The sequence below is a fragment of the Chthoniobacter flavus Ellin428 genome, from assembly GCF_000173075.1.
Taxonomy (GTDB): domain Bacteria; phylum Verrucomicrobiota; class Verrucomicrobiia; order Chthoniobacterales; family Chthoniobacteraceae; genus Chthoniobacter; species Chthoniobacter flavus.
Genome location: NZ_ABVL01000038.1, coordinates 1 through 15,029, shown reverse-complemented (window position 1 = coordinate 15,029; position 15,029 = coordinate 1). Strand labels below are relative to the sequence as shown.

Annotated in this window: 18 protein-coding genes; 12 read left to right on the top strand and 6 right to left on the bottom strand. The window is 61.5% G+C overall.

Translation table 11 applies throughout. From position 1 onward, the window contains the following. Positions 1-24: 24 nt before the first annotated feature. From sorA to CFE428DRAFT_RS30540, 4 genes are read left to right on the top strand one after another with little or no spacing between them, the layout of a single operon-like run. Positions 25-1,245 (top strand): SorA family sulfite dehydrogenase catalytic subunit, encoded by a 1,221-nt coding sequence (gene sorA / locus CFE428DRAFT_RS30555; RefSeq protein ID WP_042726148.1) that lies wholly within the window; start codon positions 25-27, stop codon positions 1,243-1,245. A gap of 5 nt (positions 1,246-1,250) precedes the next feature. After that, positions 1,251-1,574, top strand: a complete 324-nt coding sequence (sorB, locus tag CFE428DRAFT_RS30550) for a SorB family sulfite dehydrogenase c-type cytochrome subunit (RefSeq protein ID WP_006983599.1) — start codon at positions 1,251-1,253, stop codon at positions 1,572-1,574. Between the two features lie 24 nt (positions 1,575-1,598). Further along, positions 1,599-1,793 (top strand): hypothetical protein, encoded by a 195-nt coding sequence (locus CFE428DRAFT_RS38340; protein WP_006983598.1) that lies wholly within the window; start codon positions 1,599-1,601, stop codon positions 1,791-1,793. A 7-nt stretch (positions 1,794-1,800) separates the two neighbouring features. Continuing rightward, a complete protein-coding gene (locus CFE428DRAFT_RS30540) occupies positions 1,801-3,513 on the top strand; it encodes a HEAT repeat domain-containing protein (RefSeq protein WP_006983597.1) in 1,713 nt (570 codons plus the stop codon). Here CFE428DRAFT_RS30540 and CFE428DRAFT_RS30535 read toward each other — a convergent pair. Together CFE428DRAFT_RS30535 and CFE428DRAFT_RS30530 are read right to left on the bottom strand one after the other, a co-directional pair. Then, positions 3,510-4,394: a hypothetical protein gene (locus CFE428DRAFT_RS30535; RefSeq protein WP_006983596.1), complete on the bottom strand. Its 885-nt coding sequence runs from the start codon at positions 4,392-4,394 to the stop codon at positions 3,510-3,512. The two genes, CFE428DRAFT_RS30540 and CFE428DRAFT_RS30535, sit on opposite strands and share 4 nt — an antisense overlap. Further along, positions 4,391-4,930 (bottom strand): SGNH/GDSL hydrolase family protein, encoded by a 540-nt coding sequence (locus tag CFE428DRAFT_RS30530; RefSeq protein WP_006983595.1) that lies wholly within the window; start codon positions 4,928-4,930, stop codon positions 4,391-4,393. Before CFE428DRAFT_RS30530 ends, CFE428DRAFT_RS30535 begins: the two co-directional genes overlap by 4 nt. A gap of 384 nt (positions 4,931-5,314) precedes the next feature. Here CFE428DRAFT_RS30530 and CFE428DRAFT_RS30520 point away from each other — a divergent pair, with 384 nt between their 5' ends. Both CFE428DRAFT_RS30520 and CFE428DRAFT_RS30515 read left to right on the top strand, forming a co-directional pair. Further along, a complete protein-coding gene (locus tag CFE428DRAFT_RS30520) occupies positions 5,315-5,986 on the top strand; it encodes an SGNH/GDSL hydrolase family protein (protein WP_042726154.1) in 672 nt (223 codons plus the stop codon). A gap of 11 nt (positions 5,987-5,997) precedes the next feature. Beyond that, positions 5,998-6,339 (top strand): hypothetical protein, encoded by a 342-nt coding sequence (locus tag CFE428DRAFT_RS30515; protein WP_006983593.1) that lies wholly within the window; start codon positions 5,998-6,000, stop codon positions 6,337-6,339. Positions 6,340-6,940: 601 nt separating this feature from the next. On the opposite strand, the gene CFE428DRAFT_RS30510 is transcribed toward CFE428DRAFT_RS30515, so the two are convergent. Both CFE428DRAFT_RS30510 and CFE428DRAFT_RS30505 read right to left on the bottom strand, forming a co-directional pair. Beyond that, positions 6,941-8,077 carry a heparan-alpha-glucosaminide N-acetyltransferase domain-containing protein gene (locus tag CFE428DRAFT_RS30510; protein ID WP_006983592.1) on the bottom strand — a complete coding sequence of 379 codons (1,137 nt, stop codon included), beginning with the start codon at positions 8,075-8,077 and terminating at the stop codon, positions 6,941-6,943. Between the two features lie 16 nt (positions 8,078-8,093). Beyond that, positions 8,094-8,870, bottom strand: a complete 777-nt coding sequence (locus CFE428DRAFT_RS30505) for a hypothetical protein (RefSeq protein ID WP_006983591.1) — start codon at positions 8,868-8,870, stop codon at positions 8,094-8,096. A gap of 507 nt (positions 8,871-9,377) precedes the next feature. Between CFE428DRAFT_RS30505 and CFE428DRAFT_RS30500 the strand changes: the two genes are divergently transcribed. The 3 genes from CFE428DRAFT_RS30500 to CFE428DRAFT_RS30490 all read left to right on the top strand — a co-directional run bounded on the left by CFE428DRAFT_RS30500 (position 9,378) and on the right by CFE428DRAFT_RS30490 (position 11,429). Next, a complete protein-coding gene (locus CFE428DRAFT_RS30500; RefSeq protein ID WP_006983590.1) occupies positions 9,378-10,229 on the top strand; it encodes a homocysteine S-methyltransferase family protein in 852 nt (283 codons plus the stop codon). Between the two features lie 10 nt (positions 10,230-10,239). Further along, a complete protein-coding gene (locus CFE428DRAFT_RS30495; RefSeq protein WP_006983589.1) occupies positions 10,240-11,016 on the top strand; it encodes a TVP38/TMEM64 family protein in 777 nt (258 codons plus the stop codon). Positions 11,017-11,105: 89 nt separating this feature from the next. Next, positions 11,106-11,429 (top strand): PilZ domain-containing protein, encoded by a 324-nt coding sequence (locus CFE428DRAFT_RS30490; protein WP_006983588.1) that lies wholly within the window; start codon positions 11,106-11,108, stop codon positions 11,427-11,429. A gap of 189 nt (positions 11,430-11,618) precedes the next feature. On the opposite strand, the gene rpsT is transcribed toward CFE428DRAFT_RS30490, so the two are convergent. Further along, complete coding sequence (gene rpsT / locus CFE428DRAFT_RS30485) at positions 11,619-11,882, bottom strand: 30S ribosomal protein S20 (RefSeq protein ID WP_042726151.1); 264 nt, start codon at positions 11,880-11,882, stop codon at positions 11,619-11,621. A 336-nt stretch (positions 11,883-12,218) separates the two neighbouring features. Here rpsT and CFE428DRAFT_RS30480 point away from each other — a divergent pair, with 336 nt between their 5' ends. The 3 genes from CFE428DRAFT_RS30480 to CFE428DRAFT_RS30470 all read left to right on the top strand — a co-directional run bounded on the left by CFE428DRAFT_RS30480 (position 12,219) and on the right by CFE428DRAFT_RS30470 (position 14,419). After that, positions 12,219-12,719, top strand: coding sequence for a DnaB-like helicase N-terminal domain-containing protein (locus CFE428DRAFT_RS30480; protein ID WP_006983586.1), 501 nt, complete (start codon positions 12,219-12,221; stop codon positions 12,717-12,719). A 31-nt stretch (positions 12,720-12,750) separates the two neighbouring features. Next, entirely contained in the window at positions 12,751-13,788 is a 1,038-nt protein-coding gene (locus CFE428DRAFT_RS30475) for an AAA family ATPase (protein WP_006983585.1), read from the top strand. 169 nt (positions 13,789-13,957) lie between these two features. Next, positions 13,958-14,419, top strand: coding sequence for an ERCC4 domain-containing protein (locus CFE428DRAFT_RS30470; RefSeq protein ID WP_006983584.1), 462 nt, complete (start codon positions 13,958-13,960; stop codon positions 14,417-14,419). Between the two features lie 132 nt (positions 14,420-14,551). Here CFE428DRAFT_RS30470 and CFE428DRAFT_RS30465 read toward each other — a convergent pair. After that, on the bottom strand, positions 14,552-15,029 hold a 478-nt coding region (locus CFE428DRAFT_RS30465), incomplete at its 5' end, for a group II intron maturase-specific domain-containing protein (RefSeq protein ID WP_042726145.1).

Below are 15,029 nucleotides of genomic sequence, written 5' to 3'. Positions count from 1 at the left end.
TCTGCAAGAATGATTGTCTCCCCTATGCACCTCCGTTCCTCTCTCGGTCGTCGCCAGTTCCTCCGCAATGCCAGCCTCGCCGGAGCCGCCGCGCTGCTCGGCAATCGCGCCTTCGGCGCCGATACCGTCACGCTGCCTTTCGCCAATGGCGAACGTCCGCTGGCCACATTCCCACAAAAGCGTCCGCTCATTTTGCAGACGAGCCGCCCCCCGCAGCTCGAAACCCCGTTCTCGGTTTTCAACGAAGGCATCCTCACTCCGAATGACGCTTTCTTCGTCCGCTATCACCTCGCGAATATCCCCACCTCGATCGACCCGGAGAAATTCCGCCTCGAGGTCAAAGGCCGCGTCAAAACCCCGCTCACCCTCTCCCTCGAAGCGTTGCGCCACGATTTCGAAAACGTCGAAGTCGTCGCCGTCAATCAATGCTCGGGCAACAGCCGTGGCTTCTTCGTGCCCCGCGTCGGCGGCGGTCAATCTGGCAATGGCGCCATGGGCAATGCCAAGTGGCGTGGCGTGCGGCTCAAAGACGTGCTGGAGAAAGCCGGCCTGCAGGCCGACGCGAAGCAAGTGACTTGCAATGGTCTCGACGGGCCCGTCCTTCCGCAGACGCCTGATTTCGTCAAAGCGCTCGACATCGACCACGCCCTCGACGGCGATGTGATGCTGGCCTTCGAGATGAATGGCGCGCCGCTGCCCATGCTCAACGGCTTCCCGCTCCGCCTCGTGGTGCCCGGTTACTACGGCACGTATTGGGTGAAGCATCTCAATGAACTCACCGTCATCCCCGATGTGCTCGCTAATTTTTGGATGGCCACCGGCTATCGCATCCCGAACACGCCCGGCGCCTGCATTGAACCCGGCACGACGACCAAGAACACCGTGCCGATCAATCGTTTCAACGTGCGCTCGTTCATCACCAGCCATGCCGATGGCGCCCAGGTCACCACCAAACAAGTCGCGCACATCCGCGGCATCGCCTTCGATGGCGGCAGCGGAATTCGCGAAGTGCTTTTCTCCGGCGACGGCGGCAAGAGCTGGCAGTCCGCCGAACTCGGCGACGACCTCGGCCGCTTCTCCTTCCGCGAGTGGAAGCTCGCCTACACCCCGCCGCAGGCCGGCGCCGCCGAATGGAAATGCCGGGCCATCAATCGGGTGGGCCAGTCGCAACCCATGGAAGCGCTGTGGAACCCCGCGGGTTACATGCGCAACGTGGTCGAAACCGTGAAAGTCACCATCGCCTGATTCCGATGAAAACGCGCCCCGCCCTCCTCCTCTCCACACTCGCCGTCCTCGTCACCACCGCCCTCGCCGGCGAAGTGACCATCCAGCTCCCCACGGAGACTGCCACCCTTCGTCCCGGCAAGGGCGTGGAGTTGGCTCAGGCCAATTGCTTCACCTGCCATTCCGTCGACTACATCAAGACCCAGCCTCCGATGCCCCGGAAATTCTGGGAAGGCGAGGTCAAGAAGATGCGCGAGAAATACGGCGCACCGACTCCCGAGGAAGCCGCCCCGACGCTCGTCGATTATCTGACCAGCACCTACGGCATCCCGAACACGAAGAAGCCGTAATATCCAGCGGTAGAGCGCTCTGAAATGAGATCTCTGCTCGGGCTTCTGATCGTCATTTATTGGTCGCTGCTCCACGCCCTGACTTTCGCGCACACCGAAGGACAGGAGCCTGTCGAATGCCCCTTGTGTCACCAGAATTTTCCACGGGAAAAACCGGGGGAATTTTTGGTCGTGAATCCCGATGGGAAGAACACACCCACTTCGCCAGCCGAGAAATAATGCGCGCATGAAAGCAGTCCTGGCCCTCGTCCTGATCGTTCTGGCTTTGCCGCTCACGGTTCGGGCGTCGGAAATCGACACGCTCGTCCAGCAAATCAAAAGGACCAGGAATACCAGTCGCGGAATTTCCGACGACGAGCAGAAGATTGCCGGAAAGCTCCAAGCCATTGGAGCGAGTGCGATCCCTTCTCTCCTGCCGCTTCTCCGCGATCCTAATCAAAATGTCCGCGATGCGGCGGCCTACGTTTTGCGAGATATGCCCGGGCTACGAGAAGAGCACCTTGCCCCGCTGATCGAGGCGTATCACCGCGATCACGGAGGTTGGGTGGGGCCGGCGATTGCGAGCATTGGGACACCGGACGCCATCGACTTTCTGGTCGAGGAACTGGTCCGCGCTCGTGAGACGGAAAACCAGACAACGTGGGCCATCAAACTGCTCGGAGAAAAAGCCATCCCCCCACTGCTCAGGGTTTACCAGACGAATCTCGGCTGGGACGAACGTCTGGCACAAACCATGGACCATGTCTTTCACGAGCTGGCCGCGCATGCTGAACCGGCGGTCGATCCGCTGCGGCAAATCGTGAACGATGAAAAAGCCTCCACGGCGAGGCGGATTCACGCCATGCGCGCTTTGGGCGCGATTGGTCTGACCGCGGAACGCGCAACGCCCGACCTGCAAAAAATGCAGGCGAGTGCCGACCCGGATTTGAGTGCCGCCGCCATGGGCGCCATTCTGCAAATGGGTGGGGCTGCGTCGGCGCCCCTTCTCGCCGAATCGTTGGTCACGGCGAAGGAGGATTCGATCCGCCTCTTAGTCCTCCGCGATATCGCTTCCCTGCACGAGCGCGGGCGAGCCGCCGGGCCCACGGTCGTGAAGTATCTTTCGTCCGCGAATTGGGAGGTGCGACTGTGCGCCGTCCGCACGCTGGGTTACATTGGCTACCAGGAATCGGCAGGCGAACTCATTCGCTTGCTCGGCTGCGTGGAGGATTGGCGAGTAGTGATGAGCGCCGCGGAAGCGCTCGGTCGCATGGAGGTCAAGGCGGCGTTGCCAGCCCTGACGAAGGTTTCCCAAGATCACTGGTTTCCACCCGTCCGCAGCGCGGCGATCACCGCCTTGCCGGCGATTCGCGACCGAATCCACCCGAAGTCGAGGTACCCCGACGACAATTTTCCGCTCGAGTTCTTTGACTATTGGAACGCGGGACTCGGCATGGAAATCCTCAACGACGCGGACGCCAATCGGATCCGCTTCCCAATCCAAGCCGCCAAATCAGAGGTCCCCAAAGCGGTTCTCACCAAGCTGGAAGCGAACGGGGAAACCCGCGGCATCTATTGCGGGCTCAAAGTCGACGGCGGTTATCTCGTGGGCCGCGACAGCGGCGAATGGGGTGGTGACATTGTCTTCATCGATGACCAGGGAAAATCGCAGATGGTGCTGCGAGAAAATACCCAGGCCGTTTATCAAACCCCGAACGGGATCCTGGCCACGACTGGCCTGGATCATCTGGGAATGAACGGAGGAGTGCTTTATCGTTTGGAAAAGAACGCCGCCGGCCAATGGCAGGGACATCCGTGGCGGCAATTACCCGGCGCGCCGTTTTTTTCGCGGCTGTTGAAGGATGGACGATTGCTGGTGAATTGCGACGGAGGAATCGTCGTTGTCTCGCCCAATGGGGATATGCAGCTTTTGACGCGGAAAGAGGTGTTGAAACCCTAGAAATGAATCTCGCCGCTCGTGAAGCGCGCTTTCGTATCGGCGGCGCGGGCCTTGGCGGCGTCTTTCCACGCGGCGGCGTCGGACTCGACTCCGCGAATGATGACCTCGGCTTCGAACTTTGTGCCGGCGGAAACCGCTGCGTGCGAATAGATCTGGTTGTAGAGCTTGTGGTAGACCGTCTTGTCCCAATAGCCGGTCTTGATCCCCTGCCCGACGAGCGGCGTGGGATACCACGCGAGCATGGCGCGGTGATTTTCCGGATCGTAAAGCGCGGTCCATTTCGGGTCCTGCTTCAACTTGAAATCGCCGCTATTGTCGAACTTGCCGTCGATGATCGAGCCGTCGCCGAGCTCGGCCATCCATTCCGTGGTCCGTGGCAGCCACGGATGCATGAACGCGTAGAGCGTGCTGATCTTCACATCGGTGGTGGCCTCGTAGCGATGACGCTCCAGCACCGCGTCATCGGTGACGATGTAAGTCGCTTCGAGACGGAGCGGACCGATCATGGAGTGTTTGTGAATTTCCGCGCGGTGGCCTTGATAGCTGGCTTTGTCGGTGAGTTCTCGAGGCTGGCCATCGACCGTGAGCGTCAGGTCCTGCACCTGCTCGATGCCGCCGTCGGTGTGGCCGGTGCCGATCCATTTACCGCCCTCGGCGGCGAAGACCGTGCCGTAGAAGCCGACTTTGTCGCAGACGACTTCGCCGTTGTAGAGGATGCGGTAAATGGTCCAGGCGCGTTCGCCGGCAAACTCCACTTTGAAATCACGCGTTTGGACGCTGACGATGGCCGGCGGTCCCGGTTTGACATTCACCGCCTTCGCATCCGCCGCCTTCGCGGCCCACGGCACAGCGGCGAGCAGGATCGCAGCGAGAAGTTTCATCGCTTCAAGGCCGCCTCGATGGACGAGCCGACTTGCTGGCCGAGGAAATCGTAACCCGTGGCGTTGTAATGGACGTCGTGGGGATTCTGCATCTCCGCGAGGTGCGGGGTGATCGCGGCAAATAGATCGTCGGTGGCGACGCCATGCTTCTTCATGACTTCGGCCGCCGCGGTGTTGCGCTCTACGATGGATTCGGCGGTCTGCTTTTTCGCCGGATCGTCAGGAATCGGCGTGGTGCTGGCCCAGATGACTTTCGCGCCGGTCTTTTGCATCCGCTCGACGAGTTGCTCCAGGCGCTGGGAATAGTCAGCCAGCGGCGTGGCGCGATCGTGGATGCCGAAGTTGAAATGGATGACGTCCCAATGGCCGTCGCCCAGCCAGACATCCAGCTTCTTCAAGCCGTTGGCCGTCGGCCCGCAGTTTTCCGGCGCACGATGGACATTCGCCTTGCCGGCCAGCGCCTTGCGCGTGGCTTGCGTGTAGCCGCGCGAGACGGAGTCCCCAATGAGGGAGCACGCGGGGAAGCTTGGGGTCATCCTGCACGAAGTCCCAGGCGTTCGACTTTCCAGCCACCTTCTCCCGCTTGTGGATTGGCAGATAGAAATTGCCGAGGTTCGCTTGCAGGACCTGCTCCCAAGCTTGTTGGTCCGGCGGCAGTTTCGCCACCCAGGCTTGATAGGCCTCATCGAGTTTGCGCTCGTCGGCCGCTTTTTGCGTGGCGGCTTCGGCGGCATTGGTCGGCTCGCCTTTGGGCGGAGGCACGGATTGCTGGGCGACCGCGACGGAGGCGGCGAGAGCGAAAGTGAGGAATGGAAGTTTCATCGGGGGTGCGCTGTAAAAGAGTCCTAATGCCGCGTGAATCTTTGGCTTTGTCGATGGGAAAGGATGTGACCAATCTCTTTCCCTCCCCGAACACGACTATGAAATCGCTCTTCACCGCTCTCTTCCTCGTTTGCGCTCTGGCCACCGCGTCCTTCGCCCAAACGCCCGCCAAACCCACCGCGCTCACGCCGATCGAGGATCAGCCTGGTTTGCCGCGCGTGCTGCTCATCGGTGATTCCATTTCCATCGGCTACACCATCCCCGTGCGCAACCTGCTCAAGGGCAAGGCCAACGTCCATCGCATTCCCGCGAATGGCGGCCCGACCAAGAATGGCATCGCCAATATCGACAAATGGCTCGGTGACGGCCATTGGGACGTCATCCATTTCAACTGGGGCATTCACGATTTGAAAATCATGCCCGATGGCAAACGGCAGGTGGAACCGGGGGACTACGAAAAGAATCTCCGCGCGCTGGTCGCAAAGCTCAAAGCCACCGGTGCGAAGCTCATCTGGGCGACGACCACCCCGATCCCCGATGGCCCGCTGAATCCGCCGCGCTCGTTTGGCAAGGTGTCGGAATACAACGAAATCGCCGACCGCGTGATGAAGGAGAACGGCGTGGCGATTGACGACCTCAACACGCTCATCACGCCGCATCTGGCGGAGATGCAGATTCCGCACGATGTCCATTACAAGTCCGAGGGTTACATCACGCTCGCGAAACAGGTGGCCGCGAGCATCGAGGCGGCGCTGCCAGCGAAGAAGTAAGCGACTTTGGCATGAAGCAAATCACCTTGTGCTTTTTGGCGGTGATAGCGCTGGTCTTCTCGGGCTGCGCCAATGGGAATGTCCTGGCGCCGTATAGATCTGTGACGATCCGGCCTCACGATCGCGTGGCCTTGGGCGTGAATATTACCGCGAAGAAAATGCGCTACGAGTTTCATACCGCGCGCGATGGGAATCAAAAGGTGCGTTTTACCGAGCTCAACCCGTTGCGTTCCTTCCCGACGCAGGAGACGGCGGGGTCATCGTGCGCCGGTGATACCTACTACCGTGGGATCAACGTCTTCGAATTCGAAAATCGGACGAGTCATCCGATCACGGTCTATTTTGACAAGTAGATAGTGCCCGCCAGGAGAGCTCCGGGGAGCGCGCCCGTCCCGGGTGCTGGTTTCGGCGTCCCGCCGGAACGAACTTTCCTACAATTACGCTCGTTACCAAGTTGCACTTGGTAACGACCTGAGGAGCGAAGTTTCACTTCGCATGGCGGGGGTGTCTTCGGGTGGGCAAGATCGTCCCGTTCTGCGTCTAACCCTTTGGTTGCGGCTCCGCCGCGCTGCGTTCTTCGGGTGCTCCTCATTTTCCGCGCCCGCAGACACCCCCACCATGCGAAGTAAAACTTCGCTCCTAATGGCATTACCAAGTGCAACTTGGTAACGAGCGCGCAATCCAAGTTCGCGAAGGCGGGGACGTCTTCGCCAGCACCCGGGTCGGGGCTCCTCATTTTCCGCGCCCGCAGACACCCCCGCCATGCGAAGTAAAACTTCGCTCCAAAGTGCGGTCCCAAGTGCAACTTGGGACCGAGCGCGCAATTCAGTGGTCCAAAATTCTCGCGCACCTCAATCCTCCTCTCTGCGGCCCTCTGCGTTCTCGGCGGCCTCTGCGTTTAAATGGATAGGCGTTTGGTTGCGGCTTTGCCGCGCTGCGGGCACTGCGTTTAATTTAGCGGTGACTACGGTTTGATTTCAGATGCCCCAGGAAAGTCCGCGCCTGGTCGAGCAGCCAGGTGAGCCCCACGCTGGCCGCTCCGATGACAAGAATCCCACCGAGCACGTTGGGCAGCGGGATGGCATTCATCGGCAAACCGAGACCGGCGATCGTCGAGATGACGACGAGGTGGATGACATAGAGCGCCAGCGAATGTTTGCCGGCGAAGAGCGGCAATGCCGGCCGCTGGCGATTGACGAACCATTCGCAAACCGCCGCGAGGACCAGCACCCACGCGGCCCGCTCGAAAAAGGAAGCCGGACTCACCACGGAGTAGGTCGTCGTGCGGAAGGCCCAGGCCGATGCCGCCAGGGGCAACGGCGTGAAAAGGAAGACGGAGGAAGCGCGACGGAAAGCAAACATCGGGCTCCCGTTGGGCGCGCTATCGGGAGCTTCCGCAGCGCGACGCATCAGGCCATACACCGCCCCGGCGAGCGCGCCAAAGAAGACAAAGCCCGCCCACGAGAACAGCGGGAACCAGGAACCCGTGCTGCGGTTCACCCATCCCTGCAACGGAACCGGCAGGCCATGGCATTCCGCCGCGTAAGGGGCGATGAAAACCGACAGGCCGAGCAGCGCGACGAGGCCGGTCCACCATACTTCCTGCTCGCGACGTCCACCGAATTTCCGCGCCAGCCAGGTCAGCCCGAGCAACAACCCCAGAGAGGCCGCGATGCACTGCAGCACATCCACCTGCGTGCCCACGCGGAGCGCGTCGTCCCAGCGATGCTGGCCGAGTTCGGTCCACGGGAAATGCAGCGCGTAAGCGATGAGCAGCAGATTCAGAAGCTGCCGGGCGCGCCGGGCGAAGTTCACCGGCTTGGTCGGGGTCAACCCCCGCTCCATCCCCTGGACAAAACCGGAGATGAAGAGGAACGACGGCGCCACGAGCCCATTGATATAATTGAGGATCGAGAACCAACCCTCGGTCCGCACACCACTGGCTAGGAAGGTATTCACCACGTGCGTCTCGATCATCACCAGCACGGCCAGGCCACGGAAGAGATCGATCCAAAGCACCCGGGGACGCCGCACGGGAAGCGCGGCGCCGGTCTGCTGGGGGGAACCGCTCTCAGCAATAGCGCGGTTCATGGATGAGGTGGTTGGGTTATTGGAACTGGATGGTCACCTCGGGCGCGGTCTCGATCTTCACGCCTTCGATTCCGTGAATTAGCTTCTTGGCTTCCTCGATCGTCTGCGGGTTCGCCTTGATCATCGCTTTGAATTTCGCGGGATCGGCCAGCACCTTGTTGAAGTCCACATCCATGAAGGTCACCCGCGAGCCGTCATGATATTCGGCATTGGATTCCGAGATGGCGCCGCCGACCTCGATCGCCGAAACGATTTTCAAGTCCTTGAGCATCTGTTGCATCATCCGCAATGTCGCGTCGTCCGGTCCGGCGTCACCCGGCTTGGCCGGCTTGAATTGCGGCGGGGGCATGGAGATGCGGAGCACGGCGGGCTGTCCCGGTGTGAAATGGAAAACGAAAGGATCTTTCTTGCCGCCCTGCGGTGTACCACCCGGGCCACTCATGGAATCGCCGGGATTCTGGTCGATCTTGAGCTTGTTGATATCCGTGAAGGCGTAGACCACGGAGAAACCTTCGCCGGCATCCGAACTCATCTTCTTCGCGGAAACGAACGTCACGCCTTCTCCCATTTTGCCGGCCGCTTGTTTGAGCCGGTCTTCGTCGAAGACGTCCGGCGGTTTATTGCCCGGCGCAAACTTTTGGAAATCCGCCAGGGCCGCCTTGGGGATCATCATCGTCTCTTCGATCGTGCCACTGCCATCGGGCTTGAGCTTGATGACGCGCTCCATCTGAAAGCAGCCGGCCAGGCCAAAGATGGCCAGGAATGCGGCGAGGATGAGACAAAGCGGCTTCATGGAGGCGCGTATCTAGCGCACAATGGGCTCTTTGGCGAGCGCTACCGGACCAGAACATTGCCTACATCTCGAAAACGCGGCGAGAAGCCCGCGAATCACCCAGATGACACGAATTGGAAAGGATTTGATTCGCGTGATCTGCGTGATTCGCGGGCACTTCTTCTCTTTGCAAGAACCACAAAAGGATTGGTAGTGGCTTATCTGCAACGGAGTTCCCCACCACATGCGCCGTTCGCGGGCTAACCATTACCCACATCTTTTTTGAAGGTCCCGCGGAGAGAAGAAGTGCCTGCGAATCACGCAAATCACGCGAATAAAATCTCCTCATTCGCGTTATCTGCGTGATTCGCGGGCTCCATCCGCAGTCTTTTTGAGATGTGGGTAATGCTTAGGTTCGCGGGCGAATATCTGACAGCCGACCGTCTGGCGAGCGCCGATTCACCGGGCGAAAAACCGGCGCTTTTCTTCTCGGCAAGCTGCGAAGGGGCACGGATATTTCCCGAGCCCATGGATTTTCTCGACGAACTTCAGCACCGTGTCCTCATCGGCGATGGGGCCATGGGGACGGAACTGCTGGCCCACGGCGTGCCTCCCGGACGCTGCCTGGAGGAACTTTGCGTTAGTGACCCGGATCTCGTTCGGGGCGTTCACGAACGTTACATTGCAGCGGGTGCACGGTTGATCGAAACGAATACCTTCGGCGCAAACGCGGTGCGGCTGGCCCAATACGGCTGCGAGCACCGGGTGGGCGAGCTGAACTGGACCGCCGCGCAATTGGCGAAAGACGTGGCCCGGGGCAAGGACGTGTACGTCGCGGGTTGCGTGGGGCCGCTGGGGATCACCGCCGAGGAAGCGGCGGCGCGCGGTATTGACCGCCACGAAGTCTTCACCGACCAGATCGGCGCGCTGCTCGATGGGGGCTGCCGGATCATTTTCCTGGAGACCTTTCTCGACGCGGATGAATTGCTCGTCGCCCTCGAGGCCAAGCAGGCGCTGCATCACTGCCCCGTCGTCGCCATGCTGACGAGCAACGATCGGCAGGCCTTTCAAGCCGCCATCGCCAAAGTGCGGGCCGCGGAGGCGGAAGTGGTCGGCGCGAATTGCGTGGACGGCACCCATGCGCTGCATCTGCTCGATGGCATGGACCCCGACGCAACGCTGGCCGCCTTTCCCAGCGCCGGATTGCCGAAGACGCACGATCAACAGCTTGCGTATCCGACCACGCCGGAAGTTTTCGCCGCCAATGCGCGCACCCTCGCCGAGCGCGGCGTGCGCTTGCTCGGCGGCTGCTGCGGAGTCGGTCCCCAGCACATCGCCGCCCTGGCCGCGGCGTTCCGCGAAACGACCACGCCGACCTGAGCCATTTCCCATGTCGAAATTCAAACGCGCCCTCTACCTCCAGTTTGCCGGCCTCGCGCTGGCGGCGGGCGTGGTGGCGTGGCTGGCGCATCGCTATCCGGTGGTGGAATACATCGTGCGCCTGCAGCAGAAGATCGGCGCCATGGAATTCTGGGGTGCGGTGCTTTATCCCCTGCTCTACGGCGCTTGCAATGTGCTGCTCCTCCCCGGTGGCGTCCTGGCCATCGGCAGCGGGCTCTTCTTCGGCATCTGGTGGGGCTTCGCCCTCAATCTCATCGGCAACGTCGGCGGAGCGGCCGTGTCCTTCTTCATCAGCCGCAAACTCGGGCGCGGCTGGGTGGCGCGGAAGTTCCTGCAAAAGCGCAAGTGGGCCGCGCTCGATGCGGCGATCGCCAAGGACGGCTGGAAGATCATTTTCTTCAGCCAGGTGCATCCGCTTTTCCCTTCGAGCCTGCTGAACTACCTCTACGGCGTCACCCGCATCCGCTTTGGCACCTGCATGCTCTGGGTCGCGCTGGGCCAGGCGCCGGGACTCTTCCTCTACGCCTACTTCGGCACGATGGCCCAATACGGCCTCAAGATCTGGCAGGGGAAAACACACCCCCATCCCATCGAATACGTCGTCTGGCTCGGCGGGCTCGCGCTGACCTTCGTGGCCACCATGGCCCTGGCCCGGATCGCCTTGCGCGCCCTGGCGGAAGCCGAGAAAGAAGCGCGCAAGGGAGAGTTCCCGGATGCCGCCGAACTCGCCGCGGCAGAGACAAAACCCGTCGAAGCGGATGCTTAAGAAGATTTTCACCACGCTTTTGACACCGCAGGGCAGCGTGCTAGCTTGTTTCGCGTCCTGCAGAATTTAAGCCCCGAGAGAGACCCCACATGCTGACCGGAACCGATACCCCGTTGCTTTATCTGGACTATGGTGCAGACGCCCAGCGCTGCGAATTTGGCGACATCGATGTCTCCGAACGCGGCATGCGATTTACCTCGCGCTGGCAATTCAGCATCGGCACCCAGCTTTCCGTGTTGCTGACGCACATGGACCCGCGGCTGGGTTTCTGCCGAATGACGATTGAAGGCATCGTCGTCTGGTGTGAGCCCACAGCGGACAAACGCCACGAGAGCACACTCCTCTTTCTCGAACTCCCGGATGAACTGAAGCCCAGTCTCCGGGAGTTTTCGCATCAACTGGCGCCGGTGTAGGGCCGTTCGGGGGTGGCGTGGTGCGCCTCCTCCTATAGTTCCTATCCGTCCTATTCCTCCTATCCTTCGAGAAGCGGCGCGCTGATCGATAGGAGGTATGCGAGAAATAGGAATAATAGGAGCCTTCCCAAAACGCAAAAAGCCCGACCTCGCGTGAGACGCGAAGTCGGGCAGAAAAAAGATGCGGGATTAGGCCAGCTTGGCGAGCGCGCTGTTTAGGCGGCTCTTGTGGCGGTCAGCGGCGTTGCTGTGCAGGCGGCCGGCCTTCACGGCCTTGTCCACCGTCGAGAAAAACGAAGCGGCCGCGGCCTTCGCCTTGTCCTTGCTGCCGCCCTTGAGGGCGTCGCGCACGTTCTTGAGCTGATTCTTCACCGCCGTGAGGCTGCGCTTGTTGATCGCAGTGCGGCGGGTGGTTTGGCGGGCGCGTTTGGCGGCAGATTTCGTATTGGCCATGTTCTGGTAGTAGTGAAAAAGGGTCGCAAGACTAACGGTGAACCACGTGGTGTCAAGCAGCGGATGCGGCAAATCGAAGGATCATGCCGGCGGCTTCGGAGCGGCGCCATCCCTCAGAGCACGGAAGAGGATCAGGTTCTTGACCTCAGGTCGGCGATGGTTGCCGAGACCAGTCCCATCAGGAAAGTGAAACCTTCACGTAGATGTAATTTCACTTAACCCACTCTCTGCCGCAGGGGATTGCCCTCTCCCCGCGGTGTCATCCGGTCGATTCCGGCTTAAATAATTTCCGAAAAGGCTTGACCTCCAAATTTCGGGAATCAACGAGCGGCTTTGATGAGCCACCTGATCAGTCCACCGGAAACGCACCGGCTCCTGCCGCAATCCGCCTCCGCCGAAAAGGGCGTGCTCAGCTCCTTCCTGCTGGCCCCCGAGGACGTGGGCGCCTTGTGCCGCCGCCGGGGCGTCGCACCCGCCCACTTTCATCTCCCGCAGCATGCCCTGATCTTCGGGCACCTGCAGCGGCTCTACGCCGATCGCCAGCCGATCGACATCATCACCCTCTGCCAGGCCTTGCACGACGCCCGCCAGCTCGAAGCGGCCAGCGGCGCGGCCTACGTCTCGGAACTTTTCACCTCCCTCCCCACCGCGGCCAACGCCGAGCATTACCTCGATATCCTCCAGGAGAAATCCACCCTCCGCGAGATCATCCAGGTCTGCACCGACATCGCGACGCGTAGTTACACCGAGCAGGATAACGTCCCGCACATCCTCGCCGAGGTGGAGAAGCGCGTGCTCGGCATCGCCCCAGGCGCGGGCCGAGGGCAGCGTCAGTGAGGTGCTGGGCTGCCGCCGCTTCGACCCCACGATGCCGCCGGCCCCGCCCCGGCCCGTCTTTCAGCTCGGCGACGCGGTCATCGCCACGCCGGGGAATTTGCTCGCCGTCCAGGCCAAGGCCAAAGCCGGCAAGAGCGCGGCCATCGGCGCGCTCATCGGCTCGACGCTGGACCCCACCGGCGACTGCCTCGGCTTCGTCTCGGAGAACCCCGAGCAACTGGCGGTCGTCCACTTCGACACCGAGCAATCGCCTTACGATCACTACAAGACGATGATGCGCGCCTTGCACCGCGCCGGCCGGCGGGATGCGCCCCCGTGGCTGCGCAGCTATCTGCTCACCGATCTGCCCTTGAAGCAGCGGCGCGAGCTCATCCCGCTCGAACTGGAACGCGCCCAAGCCGCCTGCCAGGGCATCCTGGCGGTGATCATCGACGGCATCGGCGACCTCTGCCTGGATCCCAACGACCCGGAGGAAGCGCTCGCCTTGGTCGACGAAATCCACCGTCTGGCCATCCGCTTCGACACCGCCATCGTCTGCGTCCTCCACGAGAACCCGGGGACCGATATTGGCAAAACCCGCGGCCATCTCGGCAGCCAGCTCGAGCGCAAAGCGGAGACCAATCTCCGCCTGGAAAAAGACGCCCACGGCGTGACCGTGATGTACAGCGAGCGCGCCCGCTCGTGTTTCGTGGCCCGGGACGACGGCCCCCGCTTTGCCTGGAATGAAGAAGCGAAGATGCACCTCAGCACCAACGTGGCCTTCAAAAGCAAGGGCAAGGCGAAGAAGGATCCCAACGCCCCGCGGAGCAATTCCCGGGTGACCAAAGCCAAGGCTCTCTTCGGCGAATACTTCGCGCAGGGAAAGTCGGTGCGAAGAGCGCTGCTCGCCGCCGTCGTGCCGGTCGAGCAGAAGATCCATCCGAATTCATTCAAGAATTATTGGATCGAGCTGAAGACAAACGGGCTCATTGTAGAAAGCTCGACCGTAGCGGGGATGTTTGAAGCGAGCCCGGAATGGGCCAAGGAATTGGCCTCGGACTACCCGGAAGAAGAAGAAGGGAAAGCATGAAAATAGATTCAGGACACGTTTCGAAACCGTGTCCTAAAAACCATGTCCCGCCCCCAAAACCGTGTGCCAAACACGGACACGGTTTTGCCCATGTATATAGGGCAAAAACCGTGTCCGTGTCTGGCTGGTGCCGACACGCTTTGGAACACACCAGCAAAACCGTGTCCTAATGGACATCTCTCCCACCATCCTCATCGACAGCCGGGAACAAGATCCCCTCCCCATCCAGGCCTACCCCACGGCGGTGCGCGGCCTGACCTCCGGCGACTACTCGGTAGCCGGCCTGGAAAGCCTCTTCAGCGTCGAACGCAAGAGCATCCCGGACCTCGTCCAGAGCCTGACGCGGGACCGGGACCGATTCCTCCGCGAGCTCGAACGACTGCGCGGCTACCGCTTCGCCCGGCTGCTGGTCATCGGCTGCCCCGGCCAGATCGAGCAAGGCCACTACCGCTCCCGCACCGCCCCGAAAGCGATCCTGCACAGCCTCTACTCGGTCGAAGCGAAGTATGTCCCCGTGGTCTGGGCGCGCACCCCGGCGGACGGCGCCGAGTTGGTCGAGCGCTGGTCCTTCTGGTACGCCCGGAGCATCGCCCAAGCCGCCGAATCCCTCAGCCCACCCAAAGGCGCTTAAACGGTAGAGTAGGAGGGGGGTGACGGAATGAGAGCCGTAATGGCCATGACCGTCGACCGCCCCTCCCCTCGTCAAACCGGACGTGCAGATTTCCCGCATCCGGCTTTCGCAGAACGTTCTTGGACGAGGCATTCACAAGTAGATCAGGCCAAGTTGCTGGAGATGAGCGTGGATCGAAGTACCTTTCGGTGGTCGCCACCCTCGTTGACTGCGGCGACGCAGATGACGCGCCAGCCGCCGACTGACTTGAGCGTTGATTTCCCGGAACGCCTTGCGGCTGTAACCGGCTCCGAAGTAGTTGGCCCAGCCGCGCAGATGACGGTTGAGTTCGGCGATCAGTTCGGGCAGCGCTTGGCAGCCACGCCGACGGTTGATCAACCCACGGAGCTTCTCGCGCTCACGCGCCAGCGCTTTGGCCGAAGGCTGCATGTTCCAGTAGCGTATTTTCCGCCCACCCAGGTCGCGGTCCAACCGGAAGCTGTAACCGAGGAACTCCAGCTCCGCAGAGGGCTCTCGCACCTCCACCACGCGGGTTTTCTCCCGGTTGATTTTCAGCCCCAGCCAGTCCTCGATTTTCGCCCGCACGAACTCTTCCAGTTTCGTCCCCACT

Coding starts and splice junctions, on each gene's coding strand:
- sorA (WP_042726148.1), top strand. CDS start 25: ATGCACCTCCGTTCCTCTCTCGGTCGTCGCCAGTTCCTCCGCAATGCC.
- sorB (WP_006983599.1), top strand. CDS start 1,251: ATGAAAACGCGCCCCGCCCTCCTCCTCTCCACACTCGCCGTCCTCGTC.
- CFE428DRAFT_RS38340 (WP_006983598.1), top strand. CDS start 1,599: ATGAGATCTCTGCTCGGGCTTCTGATCGTCATTTATTGGTCGCTGCTC.
- CFE428DRAFT_RS30540 (WP_006983597.1), top strand. CDS start 1,801: ATGAAAGCAGTCCTGGCCCTCGTCCTGATCGTTCTGGCTTTGCCGCTC.
- CFE428DRAFT_RS30535 (WP_006983596.1), bottom strand. CDS start 4,394: ATGAAACTTCTCGCTGCGATCCTGCTCGCCGCTGTGCCGTGGGCCGCG.
- CFE428DRAFT_RS30530 (WP_006983595.1), bottom strand. CDS start 4,930: ATGACCCCAAGCTTCCCCGCGTGCTCCCTCATTGGGGACTCCGTCTCG.
- CFE428DRAFT_RS30520 (WP_042726154.1), top strand. CDS start 5,315: ATGAAATCGCTCTTCACCGCTCTCTTCCTCGTTTGCGCTCTGGCCACC.
- CFE428DRAFT_RS30515 (WP_006983593.1), top strand. CDS start 5,998: ATGAAGCAAATCACCTTGTGCTTTTTGGCGGTGATAGCGCTGGTCTTC.
- CFE428DRAFT_RS30510 (WP_006983592.1), bottom strand. CDS start 8,077: ATGAACCGCGCTATTGCTGAGAGCGGTTCCCCCCAGCAGACCGGCGCC.
- CFE428DRAFT_RS30505 (WP_006983591.1), bottom strand. CDS start 8,870: ATGAAGCCGCTTTGTCTCATCCTCGCCGCATTCCTGGCCATCTTTGGC.
- CFE428DRAFT_RS30500 (WP_006983590.1), top strand. CDS start 9,378: ATGGATTTTCTCGACGAACTTCAGCACCGTGTCCTCATCGGCGATGGG.
- CFE428DRAFT_RS30495 (WP_006983589.1), top strand. CDS start 10,240: ATGTCGAAATTCAAACGCGCCCTCTACCTCCAGTTTGCCGGCCTCGCG.
- CFE428DRAFT_RS30490 (WP_006983588.1), top strand. CDS start 11,106: ATGCTGACCGGAACCGATACCCCGTTGCTTTATCTGGACTATGGTGCA.
- rpsT (WP_042726151.1), bottom strand. CDS start 11,882: ATGGCCAATACGAAATCTGCCGCCAAACGCGCCCGCCAAACCACCCGC.
- CFE428DRAFT_RS30480 (WP_006983586.1), top strand. CDS start 12,219: ATGAGCCACCTGATCAGTCCACCGGAAACGCACCGGCTCCTGCCGCAA.
- CFE428DRAFT_RS30475 (WP_006983585.1), top strand. CDS start 12,751: ATGCCGCCGGCCCCGCCCCGGCCCGTCTTTCAGCTCGGCGACGCGGTC.
- CFE428DRAFT_RS30470 (WP_006983584.1), top strand. CDS start 13,958: ATGGACATCTCTCCCACCATCCTCATCGACAGCCGGGAACAAGATCCC.